Annotated in this window: 19 protein-coding genes; 16 read left to right on the top strand and 3 right to left on the bottom strand. The window is 35.5% G+C overall.

Features of this window, described 5'->3' with window-relative positions:
• The first annotated feature begins 20 nt into the window (after positions 1-20).
• The 11 genes from QZ657_RS06075 (at position 21) to QZ657_RS06025 (ending at position 11255) form a co-directional block, all read left to right on the top strand.
• Positions 21-938, top strand: a complete 918-nt coding sequence (locus tag QZ657_RS06075) for a dihydrodipicolinate synthase family protein (RefSeq protein ID WP_291965624.1) — start codon at positions 21-23, stop codon at positions 936-938.
• 107 nt (positions 939-1045) lie between these two features.
• Complete coding sequence (locus QZ657_RS06070; protein ID WP_291965622.1) at positions 1046-2632, top strand: aldehyde dehydrogenase (NADP(+)); 1587 nt, start codon at positions 1046-1048, stop codon at positions 2630-2632.
• Between the two features lie 9 nt (positions 2633-2641).
• Complete coding sequence (locus QZ657_RS06065; RefSeq protein ID WP_291965620.1) at positions 2642-3649, top strand: 4-hydroxyproline epimerase; 1008 nt, start codon at positions 2642-2644, stop codon at positions 3647-3649.
• 10 nt (positions 3650-3659) lie between these two features.
• The gene (locus QZ657_RS06060; RefSeq protein WP_291965618.1) at positions 3660-4910 is read left to right on the top strand and encodes an NAD(P)/FAD-dependent oxidoreductase; all 1251 of its coding nucleotides are present in this window, start codon (positions 3660-3662) and stop codon (positions 4908-4910) included.
• Positions 4911-5030: 120 nt separating this feature from the next.
• Positions 5031-5432 carry a response regulator gene (locus QZ657_RS06055; protein WP_276472041.1) on the top strand — a complete coding sequence of 134 codons (402 nt, stop codon included), beginning with the start codon at positions 5031-5033 and terminating at the stop codon, positions 5430-5432.
• Between the two features lie 80 nt (positions 5433-5512).
• Positions 5513-6055, top strand: a complete 543-nt coding sequence (locus tag QZ657_RS06050; protein WP_291959427.1) for a heme NO-binding domain-containing protein — start codon at positions 5513-5515, stop codon at positions 6053-6055.
• Positions 6048-8024 (top strand): PAS domain-containing sensor histidine kinase, encoded by a 1977-nt coding sequence (locus tag QZ657_RS06045; RefSeq protein WP_291959428.1) that lies wholly within the window; start codon positions 6048-6050, stop codon positions 8022-8024. Before QZ657_RS06050 ends, QZ657_RS06045 begins: the two co-directional genes overlap by 8 nt.
• A gap of 11 nt (positions 8025-8035) precedes the next feature.
• Entirely contained in the window at positions 8036-9166 is a 1131-nt protein-coding gene (locus QZ657_RS06040; RefSeq protein ID WP_291965616.1) for an FIST signal transduction protein, read from the top strand.
• On the top strand, positions 9166-10230 hold the full coding sequence (locus tag QZ657_RS06035) for a sensor histidine kinase (protein ID WP_291965615.1): 1065 nt from the start codon (positions 9166-9168) through the stop codon (positions 10228-10230). Before QZ657_RS06040 ends, QZ657_RS06035 begins: the two co-directional genes overlap by 1 nt.
• Entirely contained in the window at positions 10227-10547 is a 321-nt protein-coding gene (locus QZ657_RS06030; protein WP_276472046.1) for an Hpt domain-containing protein, read from the top strand. Before QZ657_RS06035 ends, QZ657_RS06030 begins: the two co-directional genes overlap by 4 nt.
• Complete coding sequence (locus tag QZ657_RS06025; protein WP_291959433.1) at positions 10548-11255, top strand: LytR/AlgR family response regulator transcription factor; 708 nt, start codon at positions 10548-10550, stop codon at positions 11253-11255. It begins immediately after the preceding gene.
• A 19-nt stretch (positions 11256-11274) separates the two neighbouring features.
• Here the strand turns inward: QZ657_RS06025 and QZ657_RS06020 are convergent, their stop codons facing one another.
• The 3 genes from QZ657_RS06020 to QZ657_RS06010 all read right to left on the bottom strand — a co-directional run bounded on the left by QZ657_RS06020 (position 11275) and on the right by QZ657_RS06010 (position 15799).
• Positions 11275-11688, bottom strand: coding sequence for a response regulator (locus QZ657_RS06020; protein WP_276472048.1), 414 nt, complete (start codon positions 11686-11688; stop codon positions 11275-11277).
• Position 11689: 1 nt separating this feature from the next.
• Positions 11690-13477 (bottom strand): sensor histidine kinase, encoded by a 1788-nt coding sequence (locus QZ657_RS06015; RefSeq protein WP_291965613.1) that lies wholly within the window; start codon positions 13475-13477, stop codon positions 11690-11692.
• Between the two features lie 261 nt (positions 13478-13738).
• A complete protein-coding gene (locus QZ657_RS06010) occupies positions 13739-15799 on the bottom strand; it encodes a tetratricopeptide repeat protein (protein ID WP_291965611.1) in 2061 nt (686 codons plus the stop codon).
• 224 nt (positions 15800-16023) lie between these two features.
• Between QZ657_RS06010 and QZ657_RS06005 the strand changes: the two genes are divergently transcribed.
• From QZ657_RS06005 to QZ657_RS05985, 5 genes are all read left to right on the top strand, one after another.
• A complete protein-coding gene (locus QZ657_RS06005) occupies positions 16024-17271 on the top strand; it encodes an oligosaccharide flippase family protein (RefSeq protein ID WP_291965609.1) in 1248 nt (415 codons plus the stop codon).
• Positions 17272-17536: 265 nt separating this feature from the next.
• Positions 17537-18766 (top strand): glycosyltransferase, encoded by a 1230-nt coding sequence (locus QZ657_RS06000; RefSeq protein WP_291965607.1) that lies wholly within the window; start codon positions 17537-17539, stop codon positions 18764-18766.
• A 270-nt stretch (positions 18767-19036) separates the two neighbouring features.
• Positions 19037-20176, top strand: a complete 1140-nt coding sequence (locus QZ657_RS05995; RefSeq protein WP_291959443.1) for a response regulator — start codon at positions 19037-19039, stop codon at positions 20174-20176.
• 36 nt (positions 20177-20212) lie between these two features.
• Positions 20213-21469 (top strand): sugar isomerase, encoded by a 1257-nt coding sequence (locus QZ657_RS05990; protein ID WP_291959445.1) that lies wholly within the window; start codon positions 20213-20215, stop codon positions 21467-21469.
• A gap of 69 nt (positions 21470-21538) precedes the next feature.
• Positions 21539-22768, top strand: a complete 1230-nt coding sequence (locus tag QZ657_RS05985) for a glycosyltransferase (RefSeq protein WP_291959447.1) — start codon at positions 21539-21541, stop codon at positions 22766-22768.
• Positions 22769-22817: the final 49 nt, after the last annotated feature.

The following is a 22817-nucleotide window of genomic DNA, read 5'->3' as shown; positions in this document are numbered from 1 at the left end:
ATCAACTAAAAGAAAGCAAAATGAGTATTTCATGGACGGGCGTAATGCCAGCGGTTACCACAAAATTTACGGATCAAGATGAATTGGATCTAAATATGTTCTCCATTAATATTAAAGCTCAATTAGAGGCTGGTGTAAATGGCATTATTTTGGGAGGTACTTTAGGTGAGGCAAGTACGTTGACCAACGATGAAAAAAAGGTTTTGATGAAAGAGACCGTAAACCTTGTAGAAGGTAAAGTTCCGGTAATTATAAATATTGCCGAGCAGACAACAAAAGGTGCAATACAAGCTGCTAAAGTTGCTGAGCAATGTGGCGCAACCGGTTTAATGATGTTGCCACCAATGCGTTACAAAGCCAATGACCATGAGACGGTTACTTATTTTAAAGAAACGGCCAATAGCACAGATTTACCAATTATGATTTATAACAATCCCATAGACTATGGTATTATGGTAACTCTTGATATGTTAAATGAATTAATGGTTTGTGATAATATACAGGCGGTCAAAGAATCTACAAGGGACATTTCTAATATAACCCGTATAAAAACAAGATTTGGGAATAGACTTAATGTTTTAACGGGTGTTGATACTTTAGGTCTTGAAAGTACCCTTATGGGCGCTGATGGTTGGGTTGCCGGCTTGGTATGTGCTTTCCCTGCCGAAACTTGTGCTGTTTTTGAACTGGCCAGAGCTGGCAGAATCAAAGAAGCTTTAGAAGTTTACCAATGGTTCTTACCATTGTTAGAATTGGATATTAGTCCGCAGTTGGTACAGAACATAAAAATGGCGGAAGTGGCAACTGGTATAGGAACCGAAAATGTTAGAGCACCAAGATTGCCTTTAAGAGGTGAGGAGCGTGAAAGAGTTGCAGCTATTATAGAACAAGGTATGGCAACAAGACCTAAATTGCCTGATTATAAGAATATCAATTAGTCTAATAGTATTTTTATGATAGTATTCCAGGACAGAAATGTAAGGAAAGAATTAAAATTTGTTTCGGCATCTTTAATTACTTTTGGGCAACACCATAAACATATATAATGATAAGCGGTACAAATGCAATAGGGAACAAATCTTCAAAACAAGGAAATAAAACTTTTAAGACTTTTGATCCTAAAAAAAATGTAGAAACGCAATGGACTTTTTACGAGGCATCTTCAAATGAAATAGATGAGGCCGTTGCTTTAGCAGAAAGTGCTTTTAAAGTTTATAAAGATTTTACTGGAACCAAAAAGGCAGAATTTCTTGAAGCCATAGCTATAGAAATAGAAGCTCTTGGAGAGGAACTTATTGAAACCTACTGCAAGGAATCTGGCTTGCCCGAAGGTAGGGCTAGAGGTGAGCGTGGCCGTACTATGGGCCAATTGCGAGCATTTGCAAATTTATTGAGAGAGGGGTCTTGGGTAGAGGCCGTTATTGAACAAGCACAGCCAAACAGAGAACCTATGCCAAAATCTGATATTCGTAAAATGCTGTTTGCATTAGGTCCTGTAACGGTTTTTGGTGCCAGTAATTTTCCATTGGCATTTTCTACCGCTGGCGGAGATACCGCCAGTGCACTTGCGGCAGGTTGTCCTGTAATTGTAAAAAGTCATCCTATGCATGCCGGTACCGGTGAATTGGTTTCCAATGCCATACTTAAGGCAGCAGCAAAAACAGGAATGCCAAATGGTGTATTTTCAAATTTAAATAGTAGCGGTATTGAAGTAGGGCAACAGTTGGTAAGACACCCTAAAGTAAAAGCTGTTGGGTTTACCGGTAGTATTAAAGGGGGTACTGCATTATATAAATTAGCGAATGAAAGAAAGGAACCTATTCCCGTATTTGCAGAAATGGGTAGTATCAACCCAGTTGTAATTTTACCTTCGGCATTGGAAAATGAAGGTAATGCATGGGCTTCAAAGTATGCCTCTTCAATAACATTGGGTGCCGGCCAGTTTTGTACAAATCCTGGTTTGGTATTGGCCGTAAAAGGGGAAAAATTGGATAGTTTCATTAAATCGCTATCCGAAGAAATTTTAAAACTAGAACCTGCCTGTATGTTGCACCCCAACATATACTCTAAATATAATGAGGGTAAAGAAGAATTGTCCGCACAGAGCGGGGTAATAATTACTGCAGATTATACCAAAAATACCGGTGTGAATACTGCAAAACCTTCTATTCTAAAAGTAAGCGGTGAAAACTTTTTAACGAATACAACATTGCACAATGAAGTTTTTGGACCTTTTTCCGTAGTAGTTGAATGTGAAAATACGGTTGAGATGGAAAATATCTTAAATCATTTAGAAGGTCAGTTAACCGGCACTATTTTAGGTTCTGAAGAAGATTTGGAAAATAACGCTGAAATTGTGGATGCACTGCAAAGTAAGGTTGGGCGTATTTTATTTAACGGAGTGCCCACCGGTGTAGAGGTAAATTCATCTATGGTCCATGGTGGTCCTTTTCCCGCTTCTACCAATCCCCGTTTTACATCTGTAGGAACTTCTGCAATTAAAAGATGGGTCAGGCCGGTATCTTTTCAGGATTGGCCAAATAAATTATTGCCCCTGGCCTTGCAAAATGAAAATCCGCTTAACATTACCAGACTTGTGGAGGGCGAATACACTAAAACTAAACTATTATAAACTGTTAACATGGCCAGTAGCACCTTTGTTTGTATCGATGCCCATACTTGCGGTAACCCTGTTAGGGTGGTGAAACAGGGCGGTCCAGATTTAGTTGGTGCCACAATGAGCGAGAAACGCCAGCATTTTCTTAGGGAGTATGATTGGGTTAGAAAGGGACTTATGTACGAGCCTCGTGGACATGATATGATGAGCGGTAGCATTTTTTACCCGGCTAGCGATCCAAGGAACGATTTTGGAATTTTATTTATTGAGACCAGTGGTTGCTTGCCCATGTGCGGTCATGGAACTATAGGAGCCATTACCATTGCCTTGGAAGAAGAGTTGATAGTCCCTAAAGTACCGGGAATGATCCGTATGGAAACTCCTGCCGGTTTGGTGAACATTACATATCATAAAGAAGAAAATAAAGTAGTGTGGGTAAAATTGACCAATGTAAAATCATATTTGGTAGATACGGAGCTAACGGTAAATTGTTCTGTATTGGGCGAGTTGATTTTTGATGTGTCATACGGAGGAAATTTTTACGCCATTATAGATGCACAAAAGAATTTTAACGGAATTCAAGATTATTCGGCCGCTCAGCTAGTTCAGTTTAGTCAAGAAATCAGAAAGAAAATCAATATAAAATACCCGAACAGATTTATTCATCCAGAGGATAGCACCATAAAGGACGTTAGCCATATTTTGTGGGCAGGTAAAACAATTTCTGATAGCGCTACAGCTAGAAATGCTGTGTTTTATGGTGATAAAGCTATTGATCGCTCACCTTGTGGTACAGGTACCTCTGCGCGTATGGCGCAATGGCATGCCAAGGGAATGTTGAACGTTGGTGAAGATTTTGTACATGAAAGCTATATAGGTTCTCAATTTATTGGTACTGTAGAAAAGGAAACCATATTGGCGGGCAAACCTGCAATTATACCTAGTATAAAGGGCTGGGCTAAAATATATGGACACAATACCATAACTATTGATGATGATGATCCATATGCTTACGGATTTCAGGTAATTTAATGTTTAGTATATGAAAGGTGTTGTTGTTATTGGTGGTGGCATTGTTGGGCTTTGCACCGCTTATTACCTAACTAAAGAAGGTTTTGGGGTAACGGTAATCGATAAAGGCGATATCACTTCTGGCGCATCATTTGTAAATGCAGGCTATATTACTCCAAGCCATATAATTCCTTTGGCATCACCAGGTATGATAGCAAAAGGGATTAAGATGATGTTCAATTCTGCTAGTCCGTTTTATATGAAACCTAGGTTAGACGCAGACTTTTTAAAATGGGCGTGGTATTTTCATAAATCATCAACCCCGGCCAAAGTAGAAAAGGCAATTCCGGCAATTAAAGAAATTAACCTAATTAGTAGAGGATTATTTGCAGATATGAAGAAGTCTGGCGATTTGGGTGATTTTCAACTAGAACGTAAAGGATTGTTAATGCTCTATAAAACCGAATCAGCTTATCTACATGAAAGAAAAATTGCCGAAAGGGTAGCTTTTGAGGGACTTGAAGTTTCAGAATTAAACAAAACAGAATTACATCAACTAGAACCAAATGTTAGAATTGATGCCGAAGGAGCCATACACTACGAATGTGACGGTCATACGACACCGACGGAGATTATGCCCAAACTTCTAGCTTATCTCAAGAGACAGGGCGTAATCATAAAAACGAACGAAGAAGTACTTGATATTGAAACTAACGGTGATAAAATTACGGAAGTCATAACTACAAATGGCAGCTATAGGCCAGATAACGTTGTCTTGGCAGCTGGATCTTGGAGTGGGGAGCTTGCAAAAAAACTACGTTTAAAACTACCGCTGCAAGGAGGTAAAGGGTATCGTATAAATGTGGAGCGTAGTACGGGTATTTCTATACCTGCAATATTGATGGAATCTAAAATGGCGGTAACCCCAATGAACGGTTTTACCAGATTTGCGGGTACCATGGAGTTTTCAGGTAATAATGAAATCATTAGAAATGAGCGGGTAATGGCAATTGCGAATGGGGCCCGATCCTTTTATCCTGATCTTAAAATTAACGAGGACGAAATTGCGAATGTAAGTACAGGTTTGCGCCCTGTTTCGCCAGATGGCCTACCGTATATTGGTAATTCTTCCAAATTTAAAAATCTTACTATAGCAACGGGTCATGCTATGATGGGGTGGAGTTTAGGTCCTGTAACCGGTAAGCTCGTTGCAGAGATTTTATCAAATAAAAAAACTACCATGAATATAGCTGCTTTTAGCCCTAACAGAACATTTAAATAATTTTGCGAATTTGTTCAGCGTAATCAAATTACCATTCACCGACAGTAAATGACCATTCGCCCACACAAGTCAAATTATATCGAGTGATTGTAAGACTTTTGACACTCAAATATTTATGCAATGGATATATTATTAATAGAAGACGATTTAATTGAAGTAATGAAGTTGAAACGAACAGTTTCTAAACTTGAGCTAAAACATTCAATCATAGAAGCAAAGAACGGTGAAGAGGCATTGGACTTTTTAAGATCAGGTGAGAAATTACCGGATATTATTCTGTTAGACTTGAACATGCCTAGAATGAACGGTATAGAATTTTTAGAAATATTAAAGGCAGATGACGTACTTCAATATTTACCTACTGTTATTTTAACGACCTCTGAGAATAGGGCAGATTTGTTAAAATGTTACCAGGCCGGTATTGCAGGTTATGTAATTAAACCTTTGAAATATGAAGATTATGAGTATAAGTTAAATGCAGTTTTACAGTATTGGAGCATTAACCAACTAGTAAAAGGCTAACAAAAAAGCTCATTTCACAACATTTTTATACAATTACGTATTAATTTTCCTACGTTTGAATATATTGTAAAAAAATTCAAATGAAGGGAATTGTATTTACCGAGTTTTTAGAAATGGTCGAATCGGAATTCGGTTTAGAGACTGTTGATAATATTATTGAAAAAACAGATTTGCCTTCCCAGGGCATATATACATCTGTTGCCACCTACGAATTCAATGAAATGGTGGCATTGATTACCCAATTGAGTGAAGAGGTAGATTTACCTGCCGGAGATCTAATTTACGCATTTGGACTCTATTTGTTTTCTAGTCTTAAAAATGCGCATCCAGAAGTTATTCAAAGTTACCGTTCTCCTATCGGTTTGCTTTATTCAATTGAAGACCATATTCATGTGCATGTAAAAAAACTATATCCAGAAGCAGAATTGCCTACATTTAAGATTCTTGAGAAAACTGATACTTCCATTTCCATGATCTATAGTTCTTCAAGAGGGCTATATAGATTGGCACATGGTTTAATAGAAAAATCTTTTGAACACTTTAATGGCAAGGCCGATATTACTTACGAACTTCTTAAGGAAGATGGTACTGAAGTAAAATTTGATGTTGTACAACATGGATAGTAAAGAGGTTACCCTTCTTAAAAAAGCCTTGGAAAGGCAAAAAATGGCCCGCAAACAAGCCGAAAGAATATTAGAAGAAAAATCTAATGAGCTTTACGAGGTTGCACGCCATTTAAGGGAGTCTAATAACAAACTTGAAAATCTTTTAAGCGAAAAAACATCCGAACTAGATGGCGTTTTCATCAATATTATAGATCCTTATGTGGTCATGGACTTATCCTATAATGTGGTAAGCATGAACCAATCTGCTAAAGATTTTTTAGGTTATGATCATAAGGAACAAGATATCAATCTTTGGAAATTGGTACACAAAGATTATATGGAGTACACCATAGAATCTTTCAGTAGTTTAAAAGAGGTTGGTATGCTTAAAAACTACCGGGCCAAAATCCTTGTTAAAGATGATGTTGAAAAATGGGTAGAAATTAATGCCAGTTTAATATTCAATAAAGAAAAACAACCAATAGCGGCCCAAGGTATAGTACGTGATATTACCCAAGAGATGGAGGTAACGGAAATGTTATCTGAACAAAAGCGACAATTGGATATTATCGTAAATGCATCACCGCTAGGTATTGTATTGGCCAACACGGATAAAATCTTAAAAGTAAACCACGCAATGACCAATTTGCTAGGCTATAGTTCTCAAGAGTTCCAAAATATGAGTATAGCGGATATTACCGCCTCTGATGATGAAGAGAAGAGCAAATTGTTAATGCAACAAATGTATGATGGTGAAATTGATGATTTTACAATATCAAAAAAATATATACATAAGAGCGGAGAGATCTTATATCTAAAAATATCTCTTAATGCCGTTAAGAACATACGTAACGAAACACGCTTTGTTTTAGGTATGTTAGAGGATATTACCAAACAGCATGAAGCTGAAACTAAATTAAAAGCGGAAAGGGAAAAGTATAGTAATATCATCGCCAATATGAACCTAGGCCTGTTAGAATTAGATGAAAAAGATACTATCCTTTTAGCTAATCAAAGTTTTTGTGATATGAGCGGTTTTTCCGAGAATGAGCTTATAGGAAAAAATGCTACAGATTTCTTTCATGTAGAAAACAAGAATGTATTAACGTCAAAATTAAAATTAGAATCTGGTGGTGAGTCTAATTCTTTTGAGGTTGAAATACTGAACAAGTTTGGCGAGAAAAAGCATTGGTTAATAAGTGGAGCACCAAGATATAATGAAGCTGGTGATGTAGTAGGCTCGGTAGGTGTTCATTTAGATGTAACAAAGCAAAAAGAATTAGAATTACAGAAAGAACAGCTGGTTAAAGATTTAGAGAACAGTAACCAAGGTTTACAAGAGTACGCACATATTGTATCTCATGACCTTAAATCGCCACTTAGAAGTATTAGTGCTTTGGCCACTTGGTTAAGCGATGATTATAAAGATGTTTTAGATGAAGGAGGTAAACAGAATCTTGCCCTTATGCAAGAAAAGGTGGCTTCCATGGATAAATTGATACATGGTATTCTTGAATATTCTACCGCCAATAGTTCTGCCTTAGATGATTCTAAAGTAGACCTTAATGAAGTTATTACAGATATTGGCGAAACTATTTTTATACCTGAACATGTAAAATTGGTAATACCAAAAGAGCTGCCCACCATCATGGCAGATAGAATTAAGGTACACCAGGTTTTTCAAAATATTATAGGTAATGCCGTTGTTCATATAGAAAGGGAAGTAGGTCTTGTAGAGGTCCTGTACAAGGATGATGGCGATTTTTGGCAGTTTACGATCAGTGACAATGGCGTAGGTATACCAGAAGAGTACCATAAAAAGATTTTTGATATTTTTCAATCTATCGGTAATAATGAAAGATCTACAGGTATTGGTCTTTCAATAGTAAAGAAGATTATTGATCGTTACCAGGGTAGAGTTTGGGTAGATAGCATTGTAGGCGAAGGTACCCAGTTTCATTTCACTATAAAAAAAGACCATAACTAATACAAATTAATATGAAAATCGTACAAGCAATTAAGAAACCAAATGCCCCTTTTGTACTACAAAGTTCCATGCATTTAAATGAACCCTTGGTACTGGTTTTTGGCAATAGATATATGCTTGATAGTGATTTGATCTATGATGAGGTTAGGGCGTTGTTTCCTAATGGGCATATTGTTTTTGGCACAACTTCAGGAGAGATTATTGATGATAAAGTTTTGGAAGGCACCGTTGTTTTGACCGCTATAGAATTTGAGAAAAGTTCAGTTTTGGTAAAACGGAGCAATGTACATAATTTTCAAAATGATGATCAAAAATTGGGAGAAAGTTTAATAGCTGAATTTCCCAAAGAGAATTTAAAACATTTATTCGTAATATCTGAAGGTAGTACCGTAAACGGCAGTGCTCTAATAGTAGGACTAGAGAATTTAAAAGAAACAACCTTCGGACTGTCCGGCGGACTCTGTGGAGATGATGATCGGTTTGAAAAAACATTGGCTTCGTATAATGAAAAGCCAAAGGAAGGGGAGATTATCGCTATTGGTTTCTACGGTGATACCCTAGAAATAACAAGTTCTAATTTTGGCGGATGGACCACTTTTGGTCCTGAACGTATTATAACCAAATCTAAAGGTAATTTGCTTTATGAACTAGATGGTAAACCTGCTTTAGATTTGTACAAAACGTATTTAGGCGAAAAAGCAGATGAATTGCCAAAGTCTGCATTGCTTTACCCGCTTAGCGTAAAAGCGACAGAAGATTCAGATCCATTGGTTAGAACTATACTCAATATAGATGAAAAGGAAAATACCATGTTACTTGCGGGCGATGTTCCGGAAGGGGCAAGGGTACAGTTAATGATGTCTTCCGTAGATGATATAGCTAACGGTGCCTCACAAGCGGCAGAGTTGGCTATGGAAGGTAGAAAGAAGTCTCCAGAATTGGCATTGTTGATCAGTTGTATAGGTAGAAAGTTGGTCATGGATCAGCGTACCGAGGAAGAAATTGAGGAGGTAAAGGCAGTAATTGGCAATAATACCGTTATAAGCGGGTTTTACTCATATGGTGAAATGGCTCCGTTCAGTGGTCAGGATAGTTGTAAATTGCATAACCAGACTATGACACTAACCTTATTTAGCGAATAATGCATTCTCTTTTAAAAAGACAAATAAGAAAATATTTACCTGCGGATATAGAATCTAATCCAGAGATGGCACAATTCTTAGAAGCAATAGAAAAATCATACGAGAATTACGATGATAAATTCTCTATGCTGCATAGAGCTTCTACAATTAGTTCAGATGAGCTTTTTGAGGCGAATAAGAAATTACAGAAAGAAGCAAAACAACAAAAAAAGATTCTTGTTTCATTAGAGAATGCCATTCGTAGCTTAACGGATAATCTTAATGAAGATCAATTGTTCGGTCAGAATATAGAGGATGAATTCAACGCAGAGCACTTGGCCATTAACATTAGTAATTTGGCATCTCAGGTTTCAGATATGTCCGTAGAGAAAGACAAATTGCTTAAAAGTTTGGAAATTCAGAACCAATCTTTAAATAATTATGCGCAGATGGTTTCGCATGATTTAAAATCGCCCATAAGAAACATCAATGCTTTGATGAACTGGATTATGGAAGATGAGAAAGATAAATTTTCTGAGACCAGCAAAGAAAATTGCGAATTGGTGTCGCAGAACCTAACAAAAATGGACAAACTCATTACCGGTATTCTAAACCATGCCACAATGGGTGAGACAGAAGAACATAAATCTTCCTTCAATTTAGAGGACAGTTTAAGGGATATTGAAAGAACAATTTTTGTACCTGAGAACATTACCTTTAAGTATCCTAAAGAATTGCCACACATGGTGTTCGAGAGGTCTAGACTAGAGCAATTATTCATGAATTTGTTGACAAATGCGGTTACGGCAACGGAACATGTAGAAAACGGAATTATAGAAATTGGGTACGAACCAGATGAGGTGTATTGGAAATTCAGTGTTTCCGATAATGGAAAAGGAATACCGGCCAAGCACCAAGAAGGTATATTTCAAATGTTCAAAAAATTGGAAACAGCCAATAACGCCACAGGTATAGGTCTTGCAATTGTTAAAAAAATTGCGGTACTTTATGAAGGTGATGTGCGGTTGAAGTCTGAAGAAAATGTAGGTACTACATTTTTTATAACTTTAAAAAAGAATAAATGATAGAGCAACCGAACCTTAGTTATATAGATGAGCTTGCTGGTGATGATGAGGGCTTTAGAGGTCAATTCATAGATGTTGTCAAAAGTGAATTTCCTTTAGAAAAAGACGAATATTTTGGTCATATAGACAACAGCAGGTTTAAAGAAACTGCCGAGATTGTTCATAAACTAAAACATAAATTTAATATTTTAGGCATGCATGACTCTTATAAATTGGCAGTTACCTATGAAATGGAATTATTGGAAGGTAAATATGAGAGTAAAACCAAATTCGATAATGTTCTAGCCACTATTGAAGAATACATAAAAACGATTTAAATGAACTGTATTATAATTGATGATGAGGCTATGGCAAGAGCAATCGTAAAGCAGCTATGTACCAAAGTTGCCGAGCTAGATGTCATTGAAGAATTTGATAATGCTATTTCCGCCATTAAATTTTTAAATCAAAATAGTATAGATGTCATTTTTTTAGATGTTCATATGCCAGGCTTTAGCGGTGTAGATTTTGTACAGACCCTTAAAGATCCCCCTAAAGTGGTTATGACTACATCAGATACAGATTTTGCAATTGCGGCTTACGAATATGAGTGTATTGTAGATTATCTGGTAAAACCCATAACTCTGGAACGTTTTCAAAAGTGTTTGCTCAAAATAAAAAATAGCTCTGCTAAAAGACCACAAATACCAACAGCTAACCAAGAAAACGCACAAGAAGAAGATTTATATATCAATATTGATAGAAGATTGATCAAACTGAAACTTAATGACATTTTAGTCATTGAGGCCAAGGGTGATTATATAGAGATAAAAACGGAAAAAGAGGAGCATAGGGTGCATACTACACTTAAGAAAATTAAGGAGAAATTACCTGAGAAATTATTTCTACAAATACACCGGTCTTACATCATCAATTTTACTAAAATTATTGATATTGAAGATAATAGTGTACTAATTGCCAAAAATGTAGTTCCCATAAGCCGATCTAACCGTCCAGAATTAATGCGAAGATTGAATTTACTCTAAATTTTACAACAGTAAAATTCTACCAATTTTCGTGATATATTTTTTTAAAGATTTCTGCCAGTTCTACTTTGTTTACAGGTTTTACAACGTAACCGGTAAGTTCTTCAAAGTTAGACGCTCTTTTAATATCACTATCACGCATAGATGAGCTCACCATATAGATATTAATATTGTTCATTATTTTGGGTTTTAATTTTTTAAACTCATTTAAAAATCCCCACCCGTCTAAAAACGGCATATTAATATCTAAAAATATCACCTCTGGTAATTCAACTTTTTCTTCTGTACATTTAGCAATATACTCAACGGCCATTTCGCCATCGGTAAATGTGCTAATAATAAGCTCATTTGATAATTGCTTGATAGTTTTAGTCATTAAATAGAGATAAAGTTCATCATCATCTATCAATAAAATGTTGGGTTTAGTGTGCATATTAAAATATAAGTTTAAAAGTTGTTCCTACTCCTACTTTACTGTCTATTGTTATTGTTGCGTTTAATGCCTCTAATTGAGACTTTACCAAAAATAGTCCCATTCCCTTACCTGAAATATTTCTATGGAATCTCTTGTATAACTTAAAAATGTTATCGCCATGTTTATCTAGATCTAGACCTATACCATTATCCCTAACATAAAGTACCTTTTGCTGGTTTTCAATGGTAGATTCAAATTCAATGTATGATGTATCCTCATCTTTTTTATATTTAATGGCATTGGAAATGAAATTGTGTATTATGCTTTGTAGGTAGAACCTAGAATATGAAATATGATTCCAGGCCTTAAGGTTTAGGCGAACTTCAAAACCAGTATTATCTAAAAGTGTTTCCGTAAATTCATGCTTTACCTCTTCTATAAGCGCTTCTAGATTTAAATCGACGATTTTAATTTCTTTATTGTCCAGTATGGCCACGTAGTCGTTGATATCATCTGTTAAATGAGTTATACTTTTGGCTACATCATCTAGTTTTGGTAGTAGTTGCTTTAATATTTCCGGGTTTTTCTCATTCTGTATCATCTCAACGATTACGGACATACTGGTAACCGGAGAGCGTAAGTTGTGAGAAATTAAATAGTTGAAATCACTTAATTGCTTATTTCTTATTTCTAAGCTATTGTTCATTTCATTTACCATGACATTACTTTCCTCAAGTTTGTCCCTACTTCTGGTCAGTAATACATTCTTGCTTTCCAGCTCTTTATAAAATTGGTCTTTTTCTGTTTTCTTTTTTTGAAATACATAACATAAGGTCAATAAACCGGCAATAGAAATTACACTAAAGGTCTTTAAACTATCTGACAATGGTTCTAGATATGATGCTATTAACCTTGGTGGTATCTCTAGGACCATATATAGGTTGGATGGAGCAATGATTTCTGCCGGAACTTTGGAGGTTGAGCCAAATGAATTTTCAGTTCCATTAAGAACAATTGGCTGAAACCTCCAAATATGCTCTTCATCAAAAATGGTACTGTCTTTTGTTATATCCTGAACATTGGTAATTAATTTTCTAGGAAAAATATTGTCTTTATTACCAGTTTCATAGGGTAGATCTTCTTCATGTATACTGGAGCTGATGATACGGTGTTCTTCGTCAAGTAAATAAAGCTCTGTATCCGCTACTTTAGATTTAAGTTGATCAAGTACTCTTTTCATTTTAAAATTGATGACTACCAGACCTATTTTGGTTTTTGTAGTATCATAAATAGGGGCAACGGCCCTAATTACTGGTTTATTAGGTTTTTCTATTACACCATTTTCCCTGTTCAAGCTTATTTGAGAGAGGTATAATTGATTTTGATGTAGCTCCAGGCCCTGTTTTACGTATTGATGATTTTCTTTATTTTGAAGATTACCTATAGTTACTGAATCTGCATTATTTCTTACGGCTCTGTAAAACTCCTGTCCGTTCAAGTCTATAAAGCGAAATTGGTCATAATCCGTTATTTCTTTTATCACTTCTATATAACGGTTCATGAAAGCCTTATCCTTTCCCATAGGATCAAAACCTACAGGATATTCTAAATGTGCCCAGTACTGGGTATCTTTAAGTAAGGTGTTGCACTGTTCAAAAAAATATTCCTTTTTAATTTTGGCATCTCTTTTCTGATATTCTGAAAGAGCATTAAGTTGCTTCCCTTTTTGGGTATAAAATACATATAAAGTTAGGGCCAATAACGGAAGGTATAGACCTAAAAACATTTTCAAAACTCTCTTCCACATACTGGCTTAATTAGAGTTTCATTTTCAATAGAATAACAAGTTCTTTTAAGTGTTCTAAAACTTACACTAATATAAGTAAAATTCCTACATTTATTAAAATTTATATAGAAATTTGGAACATTTTCCCCCTTAAAAACGGTCTATTTAGAGATAATTTGCAAGAAGTAAAAAGTTTGTTTAAAGTTTTTTTTAATTGTATATACAATCTGTGAAAATTTACATGGTTGTTGGTGTAATCTTAAAAATTTCTTTTTTTAAAATTTAGTCTAGATCTAACTTTTTGTAGAATAAAGGTTTTTTCAAAAACAACCATTTTGCTTTTAATCCTATTTCGGTAAATTCAAACCCCGCTGCGGTGGCTGAGGCAATATTACTATACTTACCATAAACGTTTAAACTAAATCTTTTTGAGAATTGATGTTGTACAGAAGCTTCGGCTCTAAAGATGTTGGTATTAGGATCATCTTCTACTTTTTGAATACCCGTAGCTGCACTGGCCATATATGTGGTTTTTTCGGAAATTTTACCGCGAACATCTGCAAATAGTTCAACTGCTTGGTACTTCTCAGGACTAAAATATATAGTTGGTACTTGGTCCTTAAACGTAATGTACTGATAATTGACACCCATTTTCAAAGCAGGTTTTTTAAGCACGTTATAATAAAGAGACGTGAACAGTAAATTTCTTACATTTTCATCACTCTGCCGAGTATGCATCAGTTGCGTATACCAGCCAAAATTTACATTGGTTCCCAAGTTATAATTTAAGCCATAGTGGTTCTGTACAATCTCTCGTTCAATCAATTCTGCGTTAAAGCTTTGTACTTCCCTCTGGTACCCCAATGTTAAGTTCTGAAGCTTAAATGGTTGTAAATCCAATTTAATATCAAGCACCGGCTGAGTATATGCCTCATCCAAAAATCTAGAATTGTTGAATCCTAAAACCGTTTTAAGAACCGTTTTTGGAAATAACTTGTATTGTAGCCCTACTAAAGCTACATGAGAAGTTGCCTTATTATCCGTAACCGTATTTTCCGTAGATCTAAAGAAATAGGAGAAAGTAGTCCTAAACTTTGTTGAAAAAGGTATGTCTACCGTGGTATTGGTATAAAAGGCCGTATTGTTACCATTATCAAAAGTATAAGCGGCATGTTCTTCGATCGTTGGTGTGTGCATTAAGTTCAACTTCTCAATAAAACCTTTGGCATCTTTTTGATTATCGTAGAATTTTAAGGTCTGATTTGCCATATGATATGCCGGTATTATTTTATCAGATGCAAATAAGGCATTGGCTTTTCCCAGATTTCCATCAAAAGATGCACTATCGTTAACTAAGATTCTATCATAACTTACAACACTTGCTTTTGAGTCGCCAGTGTACAGACCTAAGGTAGCTCTAAGGGCATGTATCCAATTTCTATTTGGGTAATGAACTTCTAAACTATCTATTTTTTTACGGGCAGGTATGAATTTTTTGTTCCAGATCAAAGCTTGCACATAACGATCATAGGTATTTTCAGTAAGTGGTACGTCATCTATCTTATCTACTTTTACCGTTGCGTTCTTAGCAACAATCAAGGCTTCTTTATCATTTTCATCTAAATGCTCTGCCAACGCTATACCGTTTAAAGCGGTAATGGAATCTTTAGGGGTAGTAGCATACCTGACATACATATTCTTAGCCTTGTCCGCTTGCTTTGTAATTAAATAAAGGTTGGCAAGATTAATGAGTACATCTTTGTCTTCAGGAAAATCTTCAAATATTTTTTTTAGGGTTTCTTCTCCTTTACCGTATTGTTGATTATTTACAAAGGCATTGGCATAACCAAGTCTCATAAATTTTTTAGAGACCTTTGCACTTTCATTTTCTGGCTGTAATTCTATAGCTTTTTCAACCCAGCTTAAGGCAGATTCATATTCTTTTAAGTTACTTAAGGTATTGGCGTAACCGAGTACGGCCCCAAATTTCTTGGGAAATTTATCAACTAGATCCGCATATAGGGGTTTAGCTTGTTCATATTCTTTGGCCCATAAAAAAGATTCGTTATAGTTGATCAAAATCTCAAAATCGCCAGGGTAATCTTTTAAAAGGTCGGAGAAAAGACCGGTTGCTTTTTGGGGCTCTCCGCTTAACCCTACTGCCCGGCCATAACAGAGCAATGCTGTTTTGTTGTCCGGGTCTGTCTTAAGGTATTCACCAAAAAAAAGTTCAGCTTTTTGAAAGTCACCTTTCTCCAATAAACCAAAACCTTCGGTCATATCAGATTGGGCTTTTAACAGTGAAGAAGTTAAAAGAATAAGGAAAACTATTTTTTTAATCATTAATGTGAGATTTATACTACAAATACCTAACGGTAATTATTGCGATTTATTTGTCATAATCAATATTGTAAAGATAAAATTGCCTTTACCGTTTTGGAAGTAGGATAATTACCGTTCGTCTACAGCTAACGGTTATCTACCTTATGCACTTAAAAAATGATAACAGCCTTTATGATATTTGAACTCTAACCAAGTCTATGTTAGGACTTTAAAAAAACATAACCATGATGGCAATTAAACTGGTACTGAATAAAGTTTCCCCTGAAAAGGTATTTATGGTGAGTGTACTGGTAGTAAACGGAGGAAATTATCTTTACAACCTAATATTGGGTAGATTACTTGGTCCAGAAGCGTATAGTGAAGCCGCTTTATTGATCACATTGGTATTGGTACTCTCCTTTTTGGGTATGACCTTTCAATTGGTTACCGCAAAGTTTGTTATTTTATTTTCTAATGATGATCGTGTGGCACTTAAGCACCTATTATATAAATATGCTCTAATTTTTGGTTTATTAATAAGCATAATACTTTTTGCGTTTTCAAAAAATTTGCAGGAAATATTCCATACTGAATCTGACTTACTGTTCAAAACCTTTGCTGTTTCCGTTCCCTTATATTTTTTAATGTCCGTTAATAGAGGAAGGTATCAAGGCAAACAGGAATATCAAAAATTATCCATGACATATCAAGCAGAAATGTGGAGTAGATTGTTCATCACCTTGGGCTTGTTAGTGCTGTTACCTTTCAATTCAGCTTTTATTGTAGCTTTAGGTATTGGTCTATCATTTGTATTCGGCTTAATTCCTACCACATTAGATATAAAGAGTTTTATCAAAAAAGTAACTTTATCCAAAGAGAATAAACGTAAGGTAATCAGTTTTGTAGCACTGACCACTTGCTATGAGCTTACCCAAATAATTATTAATAATAGTGACATTCTTTTGGTAAAACACTATTTTGATAATGTTACCGCCGGTCTCTATTCTTCTCTGGCCATGATAGGGCGTGTAGTTTATTTTATAGCTTGGATGTTTGTCATGCTTTTATTGCCTGCCGTGGTACAAAAGCAGAAAGATGGCGAGGCTACAGCACCATTATTAATGAAATACGTTGGTTATGTAGGTGTCTTATCTGTAACGATTATCATATGTTGTGCTGTTTTTCCTGAGTTGATTGTGCAATTAATGTTCGGGGAAGCATATCTCTCCATGGCGCCATTGTTATGGCAATATGCCTTGGCTACATCGCTGTTCGCTATATCAAATATATTTGCCTATTACTTTTTATCTCTTGATCAATACCTACCGGTCATTCTATCTGGTATTTTGGGTATCTCGCAAATAATTATGATCATGTTTTTTCATAGCTCATTATACATTGTGGTACAGGTACAGATTATAGCCATGGTTTCTTTATTGGTTGCCCAGCTACTTTATTTTACGCATAATACCATTCTTAACAAGATAGTTTGATATTTAAAAAGTTGCTATGCCCGGCCCGAAGAAACTCCCCCTCTTCGGGCTTTTGCATGTCCAAAACTATTATAAAAACTGGCATATTTAAGCAGTGCTATATGGAGGATAGATAATAATTGGATAAGACTGCATAAGGTTTAACCAAGCATTTCTTCCATTCGTCTACAGTAACTCTTGATCCACCTAATATGGCCCTAAATTTCTTTCTCTTAGTTGGATATTTGTAACAACAATAACCCAGTTGAACTATAAACTTAACCTTATGAAACTTGCCATTGTAACCGCTTATCCGCCAAGTAAAGTAACATTGACCGAATACGGTTATCACTTGGTAAAACATTTTAGACTTCAAAAAGATATAACGGAAATTATTTTAATAACCGATAGAACTGATGGTCCAAAAGATTTAAACTTTGAGGGCGGAGGTTGTAAGATTACGGTAAAAGAATGTTGGAATTTTAATGGTTACACCAACTTCTTTAAAATTAATAGAGCCATAGCCTCGGCAAAGCCCGATGCCGTATTATACAATTTGCAATTTTTAAAGTTCGGGCACAAAAAGATACCTGCGGCACTTGGCTTAATGTTACCCTTTATATCAAAATTAAAAGGTATACCTACCATTTCTTTGTTGCACAATATACTGGAACAAGTAGATTTAGAAAATGCCGGTATTACCTCTAACACATTTTTAAAGAAGATGTATAATTTTGCCGGTAACGTGCTTACAAGATTTGTATTGGCTTCAGATATTGTAGCGGTGACTATAAGTAAATATCAAACTATTTTAGAAGATAAATATCAGTCAAGAAATGTAGCCTTAATTCCGCACGGATCTTTTGAAACTCCACCAGAGCCAAACTATAAATTACCATCTGGACCAAAAAAAGTAATGGCTTTTGGCAAATTTGGTACCTATAAAAAGGTAGAGATTATGATAGAAGCAGTAGAGTTGATCAGAAAACGTAGCAACCAAGATATTGAAATTGTAATTGCAGGTACCGATAGCCCTAATACACCAGGTTATTTAGACGGTATAAAGAAGAAGTATGCACATGTAGAACAGCTACGTTTTACAGGTTATGTAGCAGAAGAAGATGTGCCGGTCATTTTTAATGAAAGTGCCGTAGTGGTTTTTCCGTATACTTCTACTACAGGTAGTTCTGGTGTATTGCATCAGGCAGGTAGTTACGGTAAGGCAGTAGCATTACCTAACTTGGGGGACTTAAGTATATTGGTAAAAGAAGAAGGTTATAAGGGTGAATTCTTTAAGCCTGAAAACGCAGCCTCCTTGGCAGAAGCCATTGAGCATATATTAGCACATGACTCTTACAGAAAGTATTTGTCTAAGGCAAATTATAGGGCGGCTTGTTCAATACCTATGTCAACTATTACAGGAATGTACATTGAATATTTTAAAACATTACAATTGGCAAAATCTAAAGGATTTACGTTAGACGTTTCTTTGGTAGAAAAAGAATTAATGGCATGAACTATTTGGTTAGGTTTAGTGAAAAGGGGAGTAGTGTGGTTAGCTGCTCCCTTTTATTTAATACCAATAATAGTGGTTTTAATACGTAAAATGATTTTTAACAAACAAGTTTTCTTGAATGTAAATGATATTAAAAACACCCGTTTTTAGGTAAGTTTCAGAGGTTTAACCAACTTGACTTTAATATTATTTTACTATTTATCTGTTTAAATCTTACAATTTTTGTAAAATACTGCGTTATATGTAAGTTAAATCTTACTTACTTATAGCATGAAAATACTAACTATAGATGATCAACAGCTTATTTTATTATCTGTTGAAAAACGACTTACCGAACTAGGTTATGATGTAATGACCGCTGATTCTGGTACAAAAGGCATAAACTTATATGATTCCTTTAAACCGGATTTGGTGCTTGTTGATATCAATATGCCGGACATGTCCGGTCTAGAAGTTGTTAAATATATAAAAGCAGGCAGTAGAAAGGATACTCCTGTTTTAGTAATGTCCGGTAATACACAGGAGAATATAATTATGGATGGCTTTACGCTAGGGATCGATGATTATATGAAGAAACCTGTGAGTTTGTCAGAAATGAGTGCTCGTATTAAAAGACTAATTGGCGCACCGGTAATAGAAATTAATACTGACGCTGCCGGTACGGGTAGAATGCTGCAAAAGAATTGCGTGGGAGTTGTCATACCTTGTTATAATGAAGAAGAACGCCTTTTAGGTAAAGAATTTAGGGATTTTGCGCACAGTAACCTCGGTTATCATCTTTGTTTTGTAAACGATGGTAGTACAGATAAAACCTTAGAAGTTTTAGAAGAACTGAGAAAAGGTAACGAAAGTAATATTAGTATTTACGATTGTGAAAAAAATGGCGGTAAGGCAGAAGCGGTACGCTTAGGTATGTTACATATGGCCAAAGACCCTCAATTAGATTATATAGGCTTTTTAGATGCCGATCTTTCCACGGATTTTAGAGATTTTGATGACTTGGTAGAAACACTTGATAAATCTGATTTTAAAATTGTCAGCGGTTCTAGAATGAGTAGAATGGGTGCGGATATTACCAAAGAGTCTGCCCGTAAGATCATAAGTATGACAATTAACCTCATCATACGTACTATTTTAAGAATGCCGTTTAACGATACACAATGCGGAGCCAAGGTCATGGACCGTTCTGTGGTACCGCTAATGTTTTCTAAACCATTTATTACCAAGTGGCTGTTCGATGTTGAAATGTTTATACGAATGAGAAAATACTTTGGTAAGAAAGAAGCTGTGAAACTTATTTGTGAGCAGCCTTTAAAGCGATGGATACACGCAGACGGATCTAAACTGTCAATGAAAGACTCTGTGAAAATCGTTGGCCAACTTGCCAAAATTGCAGTTGTTTATCGATAACCATACCTCTTAACCCCCCAAAAATTACCTATTAAAATGACAGCAATAAAATTAGCCCTTAAGCGAATCTCCCCTAAACAATTGTTTATGGGTAGTGCTTTGTTGGTAAATGGCGGTAATTACCTGTACAATTTATTATTAGGTAGATTGTTAGGTCCTGAAGCTTTTGCAGATGCTGCATTATTGGTCACGTTACTATTGGTACTTTCTTTTGTGGGAATGACATTTCAATTGGCCACAACAAAATTTGCGGTATTGTTTACAGATTATACCTGGATAGCATTTAAAAATACCATGTATAGGTATGCACTGGTTTTTGGCGTATTTACCGGTATTGCTGTTCTCATTTTTTCCAAGAATCTTCAAGAACTGTTCAATACCCAGAACCATTATATGTTTATGATTTTTGCGGTTGCCATACCCTTATACTTTGTTATGAGTGTAAATAGGGGAAGATTTCAAGGAGGCCATGATTTTGGAAAATTGGCAGGTACCTACCAAACGGAAATGTGGAGCAGACTGCTCCTTACTTTTGCCCTTTTGCTTTTAGTGCCTTTTGAACCGGGTATATTAATTGCTACAGGTATAGCCCTTTCTTTTGTGTTTGGCCTATACCCTTCAGATTTTAAAGGTGTTCAGGTATTTTCTAAAGATAAGTTAGCTGCCGCAGATCTAAAACAGGTTTGGATATTTATAGGATTAACTGCCGGGTATGAGCTTACTCAAATTATTATAAACAATAGTGATATTCTATTGGTCAAGCATTATTTTGATGATAAACAAGCGGGCTTGTATTCATCATTGGCGTTGATCGGTAGGGTTGTTTATTTTGTTGCTTGGATGTTCGTAATGCTATTGATGCCAACCGTAATTCAGAAACAAAAGGATGGTGAGCCAACTGCTCCCGTTCTCTTTAAGTATGTATTCTTTATTGGTGGTTTATCTACGTTTATTGTATTTGTGTGCTTTCTTTTCCCCAATCTAATTATTACATTAATGTTCGGTGATGCTTATTTGTCCATTGCCCATTTATTGTGGAAATATGCGTTGGCAACCTCGCTGTTCGCTATATCGAACATATTTGCTTATTATTTTTTATCATTAAATCAATACGCGCCCGTAATACTGTCAGGATTATTAGGTTTCTCTCAAGTTGCCCTGATAATGATATATCATAATAATTTAGAAACAGTAGTACATATGCAAATTATTGCAATGGTCATATTACTGGTAGCGCAACTCTTATTTTTTATCATTAAGAACAAAGTAGATTCCAAAATCATCCAAGAATAAATTATTTATACATATCTAGTATAGCTACATTAAAAAAAAATTAGACCTATTTAATAAAATACAAATCAAATGAAATTAGCCATTGTAACCGCATACCCACCTAGCAAAGTAACCTTAACAGAATATGGTTATTATTTGGTAAAGCATTTTAGACTGCAAGAAGAGGTGACAGAATTGATACTGATTACAGATAGAACCGATGGTCCTAAAGATTTAAATTTTGAGGGCGAAGGTTGTAAAATTACGGTAAAGGAATGTTGGAGCTTTAATAGTTATAGCAATATATTCAATATCAGTAAGACCATATCAAAGGTAAAACCAGATGCGGTCTTATTTAATCTACAGTTTTTAAAATTTGGCGATAAAAAGATACCTGCGGCATTAGGGCTTATGCTTCCTTTTATTTGTAAGAGCAAAGGTATACCTACCATCTCATTGTTGCATAATATTCTTGAGCAGGTAGATTTGGAAAATGCAGGTTTTACTAAAAATAAAGTGTTGCAAAGTATCTATAATTTTATAGGTACAACGTTGACAAAATTTGTTTTGGCATCTGATGTTCTTGCGGTTACTATAAGCAAATATGTAACTACATTAGAAGATAAGTATAAGGTTAAGAACGTAGCATTGATACCTCATGGAGCTTTTGAAACTCCCCCGGAACCAGATTTTAAACTTCCTGAAGGTCCTAAACAAGTAATGGCATTCGGTAAATTCGGTACCTACAAAAAGGTTGAAATTCTCATAGAGGCCGTAGAACAAATTAGAGCTCGTACCAATGAAGATATTGAAATTGTCATTGCAGGTACGGATAGCCCCAATACACCTGGATATTTGGAAGAAATGAAGCAGAAATATAGTCATGTACCACAAATTAGATATACTGGTTATGTAGCGGAAGAAGATGTGCCCCAAATATTTGGAGATAGTGCTGTTACCGTTTTTCCATATACTTCTACCACTGGCAGTTCTGGCGTATTGCATCAAGCAGGTAGTTATGGTAATGCAGTAGCGCTACCAGATTTAGGTGATTTAAGTGTTTTGGTAAAAGAAGAAGGCTATGTTGGCGAGTTTTTTGATGCGCATGATACGTCGTCATTGGCAAATGCCATTGAAAAAATTATTACGGACGACACGTACCGTGTACAACTTGCAAAACAAAATTATAAAGCGGCATGCTCATTACCAATGTCCGCTATTACACAGATGTATATAGACTATTTTAAGGCAATACAAAAGTCTAAAGAAACCGGTTTTAATATAGATATAGCCGCTGTGGAGAAAAAATTGGTTCACTAAGAATCGATATGGTTAGTATTTGAGGGCTGGTGTGGTAACCAGCCTTTTT

It is taken from the genome of Maribacter sp. (assembly GCA_020629415.1).
Lineage (GTDB): Bacteria > Bacteroidota > Bacteroidia > Flavobacteriales > Flavobacteriaceae > Maribacter > Maribacter huludaoensis.
The sequence above is the reverse complement of the archived record's forward strand: the minus strand, read 5'-3'. Positions and strand labels throughout refer to the sequence as shown.